This is a genomic window from Frigidibacter sp. MR17.14 (genome assembly GCF_037095735.1).
GTDB lineage: Bacteria > Pseudomonadota > Alphaproteobacteria > Rhodobacterales > Rhodobacteraceae > Frigidibacter.
In genome coordinates, this window is the sequence record NZ_JBAWKD010000001.1 from 349,905 (window position 1) to 362,363 (window position 12,459).

Sequence of the window (12,459 nt, forward strand, 5' to 3'; positions counted from 1 at the left end):
AGGACGGCATGCAGAGCTATCAGTGGGATTTCGGGGCGGTGCTCGCCCATTGGCCGATGTTCCTGCAGGGACTGGGCGGGACCGTCGCGATCTCGGCGCTGGCGATTCTGCTGGGGATCCTCGGCGGCGGGCTGGTCGCGACGGCGCGGCTGTCGCGCTGGCGGCTGCTGCGCGGGCTCGGCCGGGTCTATACCGAGTTCTACCGCAACACTCCCGGCATCCTGCATTTCTTCTGGGTCTACTACGCGCTGCCGGTCGTGGCGGACATCCGGCTCGGCCCGCTCGAAGCGGCGGTGATCGCGCTCGCCACCCAGTCCTCGGCCTTCTACGCCGAGGTGTTCCGCGGCGGGATCCAGTCGATCCGGCCGGGACAATGGGAAGGCGCGGTGGCGCTGGGCATGTCGCGGCGGCGGGCGCTGGTGCGGGTGATCCTGCCGCAGGCCGCGCGCCGAATGACCGCCCCCTTCGTCGAGCGCTCGTTCGAGATCATCAAGACCTCGTCGCTGGCCTCGACGCTGGCCTATGGCGAGCTGGTTTACCAGGGCATGCAGGTCGCCTCGATCACCTATCGCCCGCTCGAGACCTATACCGTGCTGGCGCTGATCTACTTCGCGCTGCTGTTCGTGCTGTCCTCGCTGGCCAAGCTGGCCGAGGACCGGCTGAGGGAGGCCTGAGATGGGATACCAGTTCGATGTCTCGCTGGTCTGGCGCACGCTTCCCGTCCTGTGGCGCGGGGTGGTCGTCAGTGTCGAGCTCTGGGCGGCCTGCCTCGTGGTCGGGCTGGCGCTGGGCTTGCTCGTGGCACTCGCGCGGCTTTCGCCGCTGCGGCCGTTGCGGGTGCTCGGCCGTGCTTTCGTCGAGTTCTTCCGCAACATCCCGGCGCTGATCCAGCTGATCTGGTTCTTCTACGCCTTCCCGATCCTGATCGGCGCGCAGATGACCCCCTTCACCGCCGCGGTGCTGGGCATCTCGCTGAACACCGCCGCCTTCTCGGCCGAGATCTACCGCGCCGGCATCCAGTCGATCGAGCGCGGCCAGTGGGAGGGCGCGCGCGCCATCGGCATGAGCCGCGCCACCTCGCTGCGCCGGGTGATCCTGCCGCAGGTCTTCCGCCGCATGCTGCCCGCCTTCACCAACCGCGCCGTCGAGGTCGGCAAGGTGACCTCGCTCGCCTCGGTGCTGAGCGTGCAGGAACTGATGTATCAGGGCCGCATCCTGTCCTCGACTTTCTACCGCCCGCTCGAGATCTTCACCACGGTCGGCCTCGTCTACCTGGTGATGATCTACCCGCTGACCTGGACCTCCGGCTTGCTCGAGCGCCGGATGGCCCGCACGACCTGAGGGGACCGCCGTGACCACTGTCGCCACCGCTGCCGAGACCGACACCGCCATCCTGCGCTGCGAGAGGCTGTCGAAATCCTTCGGCACGCTCGAGGTGCTCAAGGGCATCGACCTGACCGTGGCCCCCGGCGAGCGGATCGCGATCATCGGCGGATCGGGCTCGGGCAAGTCCACGCTGCTGCGCTGCCTGAACTTCATGGAGAAACCCACCTCCGGGCGCGTCATCCTGGACGGGGCCCGCGTCGGGCGCGTCCGCCCGGGCCGCGACGGGCGGGAACAGGTCAGCTACCCCGAACGCGACCTGATGGCCGTGCGCCGCCGGGTCGGCATGGTCTTCCAGCAGTTCAACCTCTTTCCGCACATGACCGCGCTCGGCAATGTCATGGAGGGGCTGGTCAGCGTGCTGGGCCGCCCCCGGGCCGAGGCGCGCGAGCGCGCGACGGCAGAGCTTGGCCGGGTCGGCCTTGCCGAGAAACTCGACACCTACCCCGCGCGGCTTTCCGGCGGGCAGCAGCAGCGGGTGGCCATCGCCCGCGCGCTGGCGATGGACCCGGAGGTGCTGCTTTTCGACGAGCCGACCTCGTCGCTCGACCCCGAGCTGGTGGGCGAGGTGCTGCGCACGATCCTCGCACTGGCCGAGGAAGGCCGCACCATGCTGCTCGTGACACATGAACTCGGCTTCGCCTACCGCTTCGCGACGCGGGTGATCTACCTTTTCGACGGCGTGATCCACGAAGAGGGCACCGCCGAGCAGATCTTCCGCAATCCGCAGCGCGACAAGACCCGGGCCTTCATCGCCCGTTCGTCCGAATTCTCGCTCTGACCCAGACACGCCTCACCGGAGACCCTCCCATGCATTCCAGCGCCCAGGCCTATGACGGCGACCCGCGCAACGACGACGTGCTCGTCTATGTCAACGGCGACTACGTCCACCGCGACAAGGCGACCGTCTCGGTCTTCGACGCGGGCTTCGTGCTGGGCGACGGCGTGTGGGAGGGGCTGCGGCTGGTCAACGGCAAGCTGCTGTCGCTCGACCTGCACATGGACCGGCTGTTCGAGGGCGCGCGGGCGCTGAAGATGGATCTTGGCCTGAGCCGGGCCGAGATCGTGCAGGCGGTGATGGACACCTGCGCGCGCAACGGCTTCACCGACAACACCCATATCCGGCTGATGATCACCCGCGGCCGCAAGACCACGCCGAACCAGGATCCGCGCTTCATGGCCTCGAAGGCGACGGTGGTGATCGTGGCAGAGCTGAAGAAGCCCCGCGCCAGCCTTGGCGCGACCGGGCTGAAGCTGTTCACCTCGACCTTCCGCTGCTCGACCCCGGATGTCTTCGATCTGCGGCTGAACTCGCATTCGCGGCTGAACCTGATCCAGGCGCTGATCCAGGCGATCGAGGCCGGCGCGGACGAGGCGCTGATGCTCGACCAGCGCGGCATGGTCGCCTCGTGCAACTCGACCAACTTCTTCATCGTCCGCAAGGGCGAGCTCTGGACCTCGCCCGGGCTCTACTCGTTCAACGGCATCACCCGCGGCCATGTCTTCGACCTTTGGGCGCGCGAGATCGGCCCGGCGCGCAAGGAGGACTTCACCCTGACCCAGGCCTATTCCGCCGACGAGGCCTTCGTCACCGGCACGCTGGGCGGCATCACCCCGGTCACGATGATCGACGGGCGGGTGGTGGGCGACGGCACGCCGGGGCCCCTCACCCGCAAGGCCGCGCAGGTCTACTGGGACTGGGTCCGCGCGAGCTGCGCCTGAGCCATGGCCGGCTGCTGTCCCGCGCCCGCCGCCGGCGGCACGCCGCCAGGGACCGGTGCCACGGACCCGCTGCTGGCCCGGGCACTCGCGCTGCCCCCTGCCCCCGCGGCGCTTCGCACCGCCCTGGCCGCGGAGTTGGTGGCGGTCCCGGGCGGCATCTTCGCGATGGGGGCCCGCCGCGCGCGCTTCCCCGAGGATCTCGACGCGCCCCGCCACAAGGTGCGGGTCTCGGGCTTCCGCATCGCACCTGTCGCGGTGACGAACGCGGCCTTCGCCCGCTTCGTCGCGGCGACCGGCTACCGCACCCTCGCCGAGACCGAGGGCTGGAGCTTCGTCTTCCACCTGCTGCTGGGCCCGACGGCCGGCGACCATCCCCGGCACCCGCCGGGCCTGCCCTGGTGGCGTCAGGTCGACGGCGCCTGCTGGCACAGCCCCGAGGGGCCGGGCAGTTCGACCGCCGGGCGCGAGGATCACCCGGTCGTCCATGTCAGCTGGTATGACGCCCGCGCCTATGCCGCCTGGGCCGGGCTGCGGCTGCCGACCGAGGCGGAATGGGAGCGCGCCGCCCGTGGCGGCCTGTCCGAGAAGCGGTTTCCTTGGGGCGACGCCTTCGCGCCCGGCGGCCGCGCGGCGATGAACACCTTCCAGGGCGACTTCCCGCAGCACGACAGCGCGGAGGACGGCTGGGCCGGCACCGCGCCGGTCACCGCCTATGCGCCGAACGGCTACGGGCTGCACAACATGACGGGCAATGTCTGGGAATGGGTCGAGGACCGCTTCGGCGCCCTCCCCGCCCCCGCACGCCTGCCCCCCGCCGATCCCCGCGGCCCCGCGACGGGCGAGTTCAGGGTGCAGCGCGGCGGATCGTTCCTGTGCCATGACAGCTACTGCGACCGTTACCATGTCCATTCCCGCGGCAAGGCCCCGCCCGACAGCACCGCCAGCAACACCGGCTTCCGCGTGGCCTCCAACGCCTGAGACGCGTCGAGCGCCCGGCCGGACGCGACCGGCAGGGCAACCGCTCTCCGGGACCGCCGGCGCAGATCCCGATCGCGCGTCCGTCAGCCTGTATTGCATCCCGGGCCCTGTCGCCCGTCGCCCCATTCCGATTGAAGTTGTCGCCGCACGCCGGAAGCCTTGCCGGTCATGCCAACGGCACTGGCGAGGACGATTGCCGCAAGCGACCTAGGCGCAGCACGCCCGTTCGGCTTACCGGGCCTTGCAGGGGAAGAGCGCGATGCCGTCGATCCTGCGAGGCTCGATCCGCGAGGCGATGCGGCCCTCGTCCTGACCGGCGACGAGCGCGGTCCCGCGGTGAAGGACCCGCGGACGGATCGTGATCTTCGCCCGGCCACTGCCGATCCAGACGCGACCGCCCGTCAGGAAGGTCAGCACGCCCTGCCAATGATGGGGGAGGCAACCACTTGGCGAAGATCCAGCGACGCTGAGCTTGTAGCTGGTTTCCGAAGGCCGCCACCAGCGCCGCGTTGCGGCCCCGACGGGCGTTGAGGACCACGAAGGCCACCGGCCATCACCGTCAGGATGCGAAGATCGCGTTCCTACGCACGAGGTGGAGGCCCCATGCCCTGCCGCAAGATGACTCGCAACCGGTGCCCCGTGACGCACGATGTGAAGCAAACTGGTACGACTCACCGCAACGGCACCTGCGCGACCGCGCGGGCACGTTGATTAGGTCATGTTGACAAATGGCGGATCCAGAGCCTGATGCAGGCGACGTCGACGAAGCCAAGGAAGCTTTCGGCGGTTTTGTCGTAGCGGGTTGCCAGCCGAGGGCTGTTTTTCAGCTTGTTGAAGCAGCGCTCGACCATGTTGCGCAGGATTTAGATGGTCATGGCGACAGCCTTGCTCACCCTTCGATTCTTTCGCATCGGGATCATGGGCAGAGCGATGCGTCTCTTGATGTCTTCCCGAATTTTATCAGAGTCATAGGCGCTGTCGAAGACCAGAACGGCGTGCTGTGACAGATTGTCGGCCGTCACCAGATCGTAGCCGGTGTCATGGGAATCCTGCCCAAGCGTGATCTCGGTCCTCATCGGGAAGCCTTCGCCGTTGACCCGGAGATGGATGTTGGTCGAGAACCCACCTCTCGAACGGCCAAGAGCCTCTTTCGGAGTCCCACTTTTGCGCCCGCCGCATGATGATGGGCGCTGACCTGCCCCCCGGAATGTCCCTCGCTCTAATGTAGAGTTTGCTTCATCACGAAGGAGCAGACGACATGAGGAAAAGCCGCTTCACCGAGGCGCAGATCATCGGGATGCTCAAGGAGCAAGAAGCCGAAATGGCGACGGCAGAGGTCTGTCGCCGTCACGGTGTCAGCCCGGCCACGTTCTACAAGCTCAAGGCCAAGTATGGGGGCATGGACGTGTCCGATGCCCAGAGGCTGAGGGCGCTGGAGGACGAGAATGGCAAGCTGAAGCGGCTCCTGGCGGACGCCATGCTCGACAATGTCGTGCTGAAGGATCTCTTGGGAAAGCCCTGACGGTGAGCCATGGCGCGCCACTGGTCCGAGCGATCATGGCGAACGAACGCGCGGCGGGACGCGGTGCTGAGGGCGGTGCGAGACCATGACATCTCGCAACGCCGGGCCTGCGTTCTGGTCGGTGTCGATCCGAAGACGGTGCGGCGCGAGCGGCCGCCCGACAATCCGGAGATCCGCACAGCGATGCAGGAAAGCGCCGCCGTGCGCCGGCGGTTCGGCTATCGGCGCATCGGGCTGCTGCTGGAGCGCAGGGGCATGCTGATGAACCCGAAGAAGCTGTATCGGCTCTACCGCGACGAAGGGTTGTCGGTGCGGCGCAGGCGCGGCCGCAAACGGGCCCGCGGCACGCGCACACCGATGCCCTTGGCCATAATGCCGAACCAGCGCTGGTCGCTGGACTTCGTGGCGGACACGTTTGGCGCGTCACGCAAGTTCCGCATCTTGGCGGTAATCGACGATTGCTGCCGAGAGAACCTGTGCCTGGTCGCCGACACCAGCATCTCGGGCGCAAGGGTGGCACGCGAGTTGAACGCACTGGTGCGGATCCATGGCAGGCCCACCTGCATCGTCAGCGACAATGGCACCGAGTTCACCAGCCGCGCCGTCTTGAAGTGGGCCGAACAGAACCAAGTTGCCTGGCACTACATCGACCCCGGCAAGCCGCAGCAGAACGCCTTCATCGAAAGCTTCAACGGCAGCCTGCGTGACGAGCTGTTGAACGAGGAGATCTTCGACACGCTCGATGACGCCCGCCGCAAGATCGCCCTTTGGCGCTACGACTAGAACGCCGTCAGACCGCACTCCTCGCTCGGCAACCTGACGCCCCTCGAAGCCCGCCGGACGCTCGCGCTAACGGACGGCTCTGCGACCGGCGCTCTTGCCGTGAAACAACACCCCGATTACCAATCTCAAACCGGCAGACTCTCGTTATGATCGAGGGACCAAAGGGGGGCAGGTCACGAGCGATAGGCTGTCGCGCGGGCTTCGGTAAAATCAAGAAAACTGCACGTGGATCGTACAGTGTCACCATCCCAAAACACGCGAGACGCATGGCCGCGCGCGGAAAGACATCCTTTGTAGAAATCGCGCCGCGTGAACGGCCATTGCCTTGTCCAGCGGCGCGTCCGGGCACTTCCGAGATCAGACCTTCGAGGTCAGTTCCGGCACGAGGGTGAAGAGATCGCCCACCAGGCCGTAGTCGGCGACCTGGAAGATCGGGGCCTCTTCGTCCTTGTTGNGCGCAGATCACAGTGCCATCACCCATCTGGAGCTTGTCCGGCGCGACCCCGGCGTGGTTCAGCGCATCCAAGATATCCTCCCATAGCCCCGCCAACGTCCAGCGACGGAACAGACGGACGACCGAGGACCATTGCCGAACTCCTCGGGCAGGCCGCGCCAAGGCGCACCGGTTCTGGAGATCCAGAAAATTCCTTTCAGAAAAAGACGATGATCCGCAGGCTTCCGCCCATTCGGATGTCGGCCGCTACGGATGAAGCCCTCTAAGAAGGCTCACTCACCGTCGGATATCAAGTTGCGCGCCAAGCCCGTCTTCCAAGTGTAGATGAGCTTGAATCAAAGGTTGCCGGCCAGCGGAATCCATTTTGTCGACGCGCGCTAATGCGCGCCACGTTCAGTTGCCCTGAAACACGGGCGCGCGGCGCTCGAGCAGCGCCGCCACCGCCTCGCGCTGGTCGGCGGTGTGCTGGGCGATCGCCTGCAGGCTCGCCGCAAGGTCGAGCGCGGTCTCGAGATCCGTCTCGGCCGAGCGGCGCATCAGCCGCTTGTTCAGCCGCACGCTCGCCGGGGCGAAGGCGGTGATCTGGCGCGCGATCTCCAGCGCGGCGTCGAGAAGCGCCTCTGGCGGCACGACGCGCGACACGAGACCCCAGGCCAGCGCCTCGTCGGGATCGAGCGTCCGGCAGGTCAGCGCCAGTTCCATCGCCCGCGCCCGGCCGACGACCCGCGGCAGGTACCACGCCCCGCCGTCGCCCGAGACGAGCCCGACGCGCAGGAAGCTTTCCGCAAACCGCGCCGCGGTCGAGGCGACACGGACATCGGCCATGGTCGCGAGGTCGAGACCCGCACCGATCGCCGGGCCGTTCACCGCCGCCACGACCGGCACGTCGAGCGCGTGGAACAGCCGCGGGATCTGCTGGACGTGCCGGCGGTAGGCCGCCTGCATCTCGAGCGGCGAGCCCGCGAACATCGGATGGCTGGCATCGCGCATGTCCTTGACGTTGCCGCCGGAACTGAAGCAGTCGCCCGCGGCGGCCAGCACGATGCAGCCAAGCCCCGCATCGGCATTCGCCCCGGCCAGGAAACCGGCGAGACCGGCGATCACGTCGTCGGACAGTGCGTTGCGCGTTTCGGGCCGGTTCAGGGTCACGATCGCGATCGGTCCCTCGCGATCGATGGTGACGGCGTCGCTCATACGGTTTCCTCCTGCAGCGGCTGGTCGACGAGATGCGACCAGAGCCCGCGCGGATCGGCGCAGGCCCGGCGCCCCAGCGCCTCCTCGCAGTCCGCCTGCCGGCCCCAGTCGTCGCGGGCGTCCCAGAGCCTGCGGGTGTATAGACCCAGCACATGGTCCTCGGTGAAGCCGATCGCGCCCATCACCTGATGGGCCGAGGTCGCGATCCGCGTGGCGGCGGTGCCGGCCTGCGCCTTGGCCGCGCGCCAATGCAGCCCGTCGGGGCCACCGGGGCGGTCCTCGTCAGCCAATGCCAGCGCCAGCGCGGCCTCGGTCAGCGCCAGCTCGCCCGCCGCCTGCGCCATGCGGTGCTGCACAGCCTGGAACCGGCCGAGCGGGCGGCCGAACTGGCTGCGGGTATTGGCATAGTCCAGCGAGATCTCGAGCACCCGCGCCATCACGCCGATCATCTCGGCCGCGGTCAGCAGCGCGCCCCAGCGCAGGATCCGGCCGGCCAGCGCCGGATCGCGCGGAACGCCGCTGGCCCCCGCGCGCGCGCCCTCGCGGCGCGAGAGCGGCATGAAGGCCGAAAGCCCTCCGGCCGGCGCCAGTCCCTCGGGCCCGACGACAAGGGCCGCCGCCCCGGCCGCCTGCGGGCCGACCGGCGGCTGGCCCTGAAGCAGCCGGACCGGGCCGTCATGCTCCGCCAGCGGCGCGAGCAGCATCTCGACCACCGGCACCGGCGCCGCATGCCATCCCGCGCGCCAGGCCAGAACCGCCGCATCGGCGATGCGCCCGCCGAAGCCGCCCGCCGCCTCGGGCCGCAGCAGCAGCGGCAGGCCGCTGTCCTCAATCTCGGCCACCAGCCGCGCCGGCAGCCCGGCATCGGCGCGCGCCTGCGGATCGGCCAGCCGCCGCGACAGCAGCCGGTCGAGCGTGTCGTCCAGAAGTCTCGCCGTCTCGCTCATCTCAGTCCCAGCTCCCTTGCAATGATGCCGCGCAGGATCTCGCGGGTGCCCCCGCGCAGCGAGAAGCTCGGCGCGCCCAGGATCGCCGTCGCCAGCGCGCCCTCGATCTCGGATCCGGTTTCCGAGGGCCGCAGGTCCAGAAGCCGGCGCGCCACCTCGGGCACCTCCTGTTCGAATTCGGTGCCCAGATCCTTCATCATCGGCGCCAGCGCGCCGGTCGGCAGCCCCGCCGCCAGCCGGCGGTTGATCGCCAGCGACAGCGCCCGCGTCGCGTCGAGCCGCGCGGCCAGACGGCCGATCTCGGCCGCCGCCAGCCGGTCGGGCATCGGCCCGACCGCATGCACCAGCATCGCCAGCAGACCGAAGCTCGACAGGATCCGGTCCGGACCGCTGCGCTCGAAGGCCAGTTCCTCGTTCACCAGCCGCCAGCCGTCGCCCTCGGCCCCCAGAAGGTTCGCCTGCGGCACGAAGGCCGCGTCGAAGGTGATCTCGTTCAGCTCCTCCTCGCCGCGCAGATCGCGCAGCGGACGCACGGTGATGCCCTCGCTCCGCATCGGCACCACCAGCTGCGACAGGCCGGCGTAGCGGTCCTCGCCGCGCGGGGCCGTGCGCACCAGCGCGATTACGTAATCCGCGTGCTGGGCATTCGTCGTCCAGATCTTGCGCCCCGTGACCCGGTAGCCGCCCGCGACCGGCTCGGCCCGGCTACGGATCGACGACAGGTCCGATCCCGAATCCGGCTCGCTCATGCCGATGCCGATAGTGCAGTCGCCGGCGGCGATGCGCGGCAGCACCTCGGCCTGCAGCGCCGCCGTGCCGTTCCTGAGGATCTGCGGACCACTCTGGCGGTCGGCGATCCAATGCGCGCCCTGCGGGGCGCCAGCGGCCAGAAGCTCTTCGCAGACGACGTAGCGTTCGAACGGATCGCGCTCATGCCCGCCGAAGCGGCGCGGCCAGGTCATGCCGATGTAGCCCTGCGCGGCGCAGGCGCGCGAGAACTCCCGGCTGAAGGTGGTCCAGGTCTGCCGGCCAGGCCGGATCAGGCCGTCGCGGGTGGCCCGGGCCACGAAGTCGCGCACCTCGGCCCGCAGCGCCGCCTCGTCGATGCGGGGACCCGGCGGCGCATCCAGATCGGGAAACAGGGACAGCCGGCTCATGCCCGCCCCCCGATCCCGCCGAAACGCCATCCGCCACCGGGGCCGCAGCCCCGCGGGCCGCCGGTCAGAGCCGGTGCAGCTGCGGCACGTTCCGCGCCAGATACTCCTCGCCCATGTGGCGCCCGATGGTCGCATGCATCTGCGCCGCGATCTCGCCCACGCGCGGCAAGACCCGGAACAGCGGCCCCGCCACCGTCACCGAGAAGGGCTTGCCCCCCAGCGGCAGCGGCACCGAGACCCCGCCGAGATCCTGGCTGAAGGCCGAGGCGCTTTCGAACCAGCCCCGCGCCAGCGAGGTCCGGATCCGCGCCTCGACCTCCTCGATGCTCATCGGGCTGCCCGAGCCATAGCGCTCGAAGACCGCGCGCCGCAGGATCGCCGCCTGCTGCGCGGCGCCCATCTGGCACATGATCGCCTGCCCCGAGGCGGTGCCGTGCAGCGGCACCCGCCGTCCGGGCTCGGCCATGTAGCGCACGGCAAGCTTCGACTGGATCACCGACATCAGGATCGCGTGCTGCCCCGAGGGCGCGGCGATCCAGATCGTCTCGGCCGTCAGCTGCGCGAGATCGCGGGTCAGGGCCAGAGCGGCCTCGGGCAGCGGCTCCGCGCTCGCGATCTCCTGTGCCAAGGCCAGCCACCGCGGCGAGGGATAGAAGCCGCCCCGCGGCTTCGGCTCGTACAGGAAACCGCGCTCGGCGAGGGTCTGGATCAGGTTGAAGCAGCTCGAGCGCGGCCAGCCGAAATGCTCCGAAAGCTCGGCCAGGCTCGCCGGCCGCTGCTCGCGGGCGAAGTATTCCAGGATGTCGAGCACGTTCGCCGCCTGCTTGACGATCATCTGCCCCTCCGCCGCGTTCGGTTGTCCCTGAACAACAGGCTACAGCGTCCCGGGGGCGAATGTCCATATATGTGAACATGAAAGACATGGATTCGTCCTCCCAAACGATTCCCTGTTGACTGGTCGCACGAATCCCGCAGTATGTCCATCAATACGGATCGATAGTTCATATATATGGACAACCGCAGGGAGGCGGGATCGGGCCGTTCCAAGGGAGGAGACAGCCGCATGGGACCGCTCGCCGGGCTCCGGATCGTCGACATGTCTTCCGTGCTGATGGGGCCCTACGCGACCCAGATGCTCGGGGATTTCGGCGCGGACGTGATCAAGGTCGAAAGCCCGGACGGAGATCTCGTGCGCAAGATCGGACCGGGGCGGGATCCCTCGATGGGGCCGCTGTTCCTGAACGCCAACCGCTCCAAGCGCTCGATCACGCTCGACCTGAAGACCGAGGGCGGGCGGCGGGCGCTGCTGAAGCTGTGCGAGACCGCCGACGTGCTGGTCTACAACGTCCGCGCCAAGGCCATGGCCCGGCTCGGCCTGTCCTATGACGAGGTCGCGGCGGTCAATCCGCGCATCATCTATGCCGGCATGGTGGGCTATGCGCAGAACGGGCCCTATGCGGCACGCCCGGCCTATGACGACCTGATCCAGGGCGCGGCGACGATCCCGTTCCTGTTCGCCAAGGTCAACGACGGCAAGCCGCGCTACGTGCCCTCGGCCATCGCCGACCGGGTGGTGGGGCTGGTCTCGGTCTCGGCGATCCTCGCCTCGGTGATCGAGCGCGACCGCTCGGGCAAGGGCCAGCGCGTCGACGTGCCGATGTTCGAAACCATGGTCAGCTTCGTTCTGGGCGACCACATGGGCGGGCTGACCTTCGACCCGCCGCTCGATCACGGCGGCTATGTCCGCCAGCTCTCGGCCGACCGCCGCCCGTACCAGACCAAGGACGGCTTCATCTGCGCGCTGGTCTACAACGATGGCCACTGGCGGCGCTTCTTCGCCGCGATCGGCCGGCCCGACATGCCCGAGGCCGACCCCCGCTTCCGCGACTTCGTTTCGCGCATGCGCCATATCGACGAGGTTTACGGCGAGCTGTCGCGGATCTTCCTGACCCGCACCACCGCCGACTGGATGGCGCTTCTGGAAGACGCCGACGTGCCGGCGATGCCGATGTACGACTTCGAGGGCGTGCTGGCCGACCCGCATCTGGTGGCCACCGGCTTCTTCCAGATGCACGAGCACCCCACCGAGGGCCGCATCCGCCAGATGGCGGTGCCCGCGCAATGGTCGCGCACGCCGGCCGTGCCAGAACGGCTCGCCCCGCGGCAGGGCGAGCACGGGGTCGAGATCCTGCGCGACGCGGGGCTCGGCGAGGACGAGATCGAGGAGCTTGCGCGCGGCGGCGCGCTGGGGCTCGCGGCAGAAACCGCGCCGGCCAAGGTGTGACGGCGCCCGGCCACGGCCCGGCGGCCGGCTGAAGG

At 69.0% G+C, this 12,459-nt stretch carries 11 protein-coding genes and 4 pseudogenes; 7 read left to right on the forward strand and 8 right to left on the reverse strand.

The window, feature by feature from the left end; all coding sequences use genetic code 11:
- Nucleotides 1-8 precede the first annotated feature (8 nt).
- The 5 genes from V8J36_RS01610 to V8J36_RS01630 are packed head-to-tail and all read left to right on the forward strand — an operon-like array spanning nt 9 to nt 4,083.
- Entirely contained in the window at nt 9-674 is a 666-nt protein-coding gene (locus V8J36_RS01610) for an amino acid ABC transporter permease (RefSeq protein WP_336465503.1), read from the forward strand.
- Nucleotide 675: 1 nt separating this feature from the next.
- Nucleotides 676-1,341 (forward strand): amino acid ABC transporter permease, encoded by a 666-nt coding sequence (locus V8J36_RS01615; protein WP_336465504.1) that lies wholly within the window; start codon nt 676-678, stop codon nt 1,339-1,341.
- Nucleotides 1,342-1,351: 10 nt separating this feature from the next.
- Nucleotides 1,352-2,164: an amino acid ABC transporter ATP-binding protein gene (locus tag V8J36_RS01620; RefSeq protein WP_336465505.1), complete on the forward strand. Its 813-nt coding sequence runs from the start codon at nt 1,352-1,354 to the stop codon at nt 2,162-2,164.
- A 29-nt stretch (nt 2,165-2,193) separates the two neighbouring features.
- Nucleotides 2,194-3,105, forward strand: coding sequence for an aminotransferase class IV (locus V8J36_RS01625; protein ID WP_336465506.1), 912 nt, complete (start codon nt 2,194-2,196; stop codon nt 3,103-3,105).
- Between the two features lie 3 nt (nt 3,106-3,108).
- On the forward strand, nt 3,109-4,083 hold the full coding sequence (locus V8J36_RS01630) for a formylglycine-generating enzyme family protein (RefSeq protein ID WP_336465507.1): 975 nt from the start codon (nt 3,109-3,111) through the stop codon (nt 4,081-4,083).
- Between the two features lie 231 nt (nt 4,084-4,314).
- Here V8J36_RS01630 and V8J36_RS01635 read toward each other — a convergent pair whose 3' ends face one another.
- Entirely contained in the window at nt 4,315-4,500 is a 186-nt protein-coding gene (locus tag V8J36_RS01635; protein WP_336465508.1) for a hypothetical protein, read from the reverse strand.
- Nucleotides 4,501-4,799: 299 nt separating this feature from the next.
- Nucleotides 4,800-5,278, reverse strand: a pseudogene (locus tag V8J36_RS01640) (IS5 family transposase); the annotation flags it as partial.
- Between the two features lie 63 nt (nt 5,279-5,341).
- On the opposite strand from V8J36_RS01640, the pseudogene V8J36_RS01645 reads away from it, so the two are divergent.
- A pseudogene (locus V8J36_RS01645) lies at nt 5,342-6,538 on the forward strand (IS3 family transposase).
- Nucleotides 6,539-6,745: 207 nt separating this feature from the next.
- Here V8J36_RS01645 and V8J36_RS22850 read toward each other — a convergent pair.
- The 6 genes and pseudogenes from V8J36_RS22850 to V8J36_RS01670 form a co-directional block, all read right to left on the reverse strand.
- Nucleotides 6,746-6,847: pseudogene (locus V8J36_RS22850) on the reverse strand (electron transfer flavoprotein subunit alpha/FixB family protein); the annotation flags it as partial.
- Nucleotide 6,848: 1 nt separating this feature from the next.
- Nucleotides 6,849-7,096 (reverse strand): annotated as a pseudogene (locus V8J36_RS01650) (transposase); the annotation flags it as partial.
- Between the two features lie 139 nt (nt 7,097-7,235).
- The gene (locus V8J36_RS01655; protein ID WP_336465509.1) at nt 7,236-8,036 is read right to left on the reverse strand and encodes an enoyl-CoA hydratase-related protein; all 801 of its coding nucleotides are present in this window, start codon (nt 8,034-8,036) and stop codon (nt 7,236-7,238) included.
- On the reverse strand, nt 8,033-8,983 hold the full coding sequence (locus V8J36_RS01660; RefSeq protein WP_336465510.1) for an acyl-CoA dehydrogenase family protein: 951 nt from the start codon (nt 8,981-8,983) through the stop codon (nt 8,033-8,035). The genes V8J36_RS01655 and V8J36_RS01660 overlap by 4 nt, the downstream gene beginning before the upstream one ends.
- Entirely contained in the window at nt 8,980-10,140 is a 1,161-nt protein-coding gene (locus V8J36_RS01665) for an acyl-CoA dehydrogenase family protein (RefSeq protein WP_336465511.1), read from the reverse strand. Before V8J36_RS01665 ends, V8J36_RS01660 begins: the two co-directional genes overlap by 4 nt.
- Nucleotides 10,141-10,204: 64 nt before the next feature.
- Nucleotides 10,205-10,975, reverse strand: a complete 771-nt coding sequence (locus tag V8J36_RS01670; protein WP_336465512.1) for an IclR family transcriptional regulator — start codon at nt 10,973-10,975, stop codon at nt 10,205-10,207.
- A 228-nt stretch (nt 10,976-11,203) separates the two neighbouring features.
- On the opposite strand from V8J36_RS01670, the gene V8J36_RS01675 reads away from it, so the two are divergent.
- Nucleotides 11,204-12,424 carry a CaiB/BaiF CoA transferase family protein gene (locus tag V8J36_RS01675; RefSeq protein ID WP_336465513.1) on the forward strand — a complete coding sequence of 407 codons (1,221 nt, stop codon included), beginning with the start codon at nt 11,204-11,206 and terminating at the stop codon, nt 12,422-12,424.
- Nucleotides 12,425-12,459: the final 35 nt, after the last annotated feature.

Excerpts from the sequence above, each read along its gene's own strand:
- V8J36_RS01630 (WP_336465507.1), top strand. The coding sequence starts at position 3,109 with ATGGCCGGCTGCTGTCCCGCGCCCGCCGCCGGCGGCACGCCGCCAGGG.
- V8J36_RS01660 (WP_336465510.1), bottom strand. The coding sequence starts at position 8,983 with ATGAGCGAGACGGCGAGACTTCTGGACGACACGCTCGACCGGCTGCTG.
- V8J36_RS01610 (WP_336465503.1), top strand. The coding sequence starts at position 9 with ATGCAGAGCTATCAGTGGGATTTCGGGGCGGTGCTCGCCCATTGGCCG.
- V8J36_RS01625 (WP_336465506.1), top strand. The coding sequence starts at position 2,194 with ATGCATTCCAGCGCCCAGGCCTATGACGGCGACCCGCGCAACGACGAC.
- V8J36_RS01665 (WP_336465511.1), bottom strand. The coding sequence starts at position 10,140 with ATGAGCCGGCTGTCCCTGTTTCCCGATCTGGATGCGCCGCCGGGTCCC.
- V8J36_RS01670 (WP_336465512.1), bottom strand. The coding sequence starts at position 10,975 with ATGATCGTCAAGCAGGCGGCGAACGTGCTCGACATCCTGGAATACTTC.
- V8J36_RS01675 (WP_336465513.1), top strand. The coding sequence starts at position 11,204 with ATGGGACCGCTCGCCGGGCTCCGGATCGTCGACATGTCTTCCGTGCTG.
- V8J36_RS01615 (WP_336465504.1), top strand. The coding sequence starts at position 676 with ATGGGATACCAGTTCGATGTCTCGCTGGTCTGGCGCACGCTTCCCGTC.
- V8J36_RS01655 (WP_336465509.1), bottom strand. The coding sequence starts at position 8,036 with ATGAGCGACGCCGTCACCATCGATCGCGAGGGACCGATCGCGATCGTG.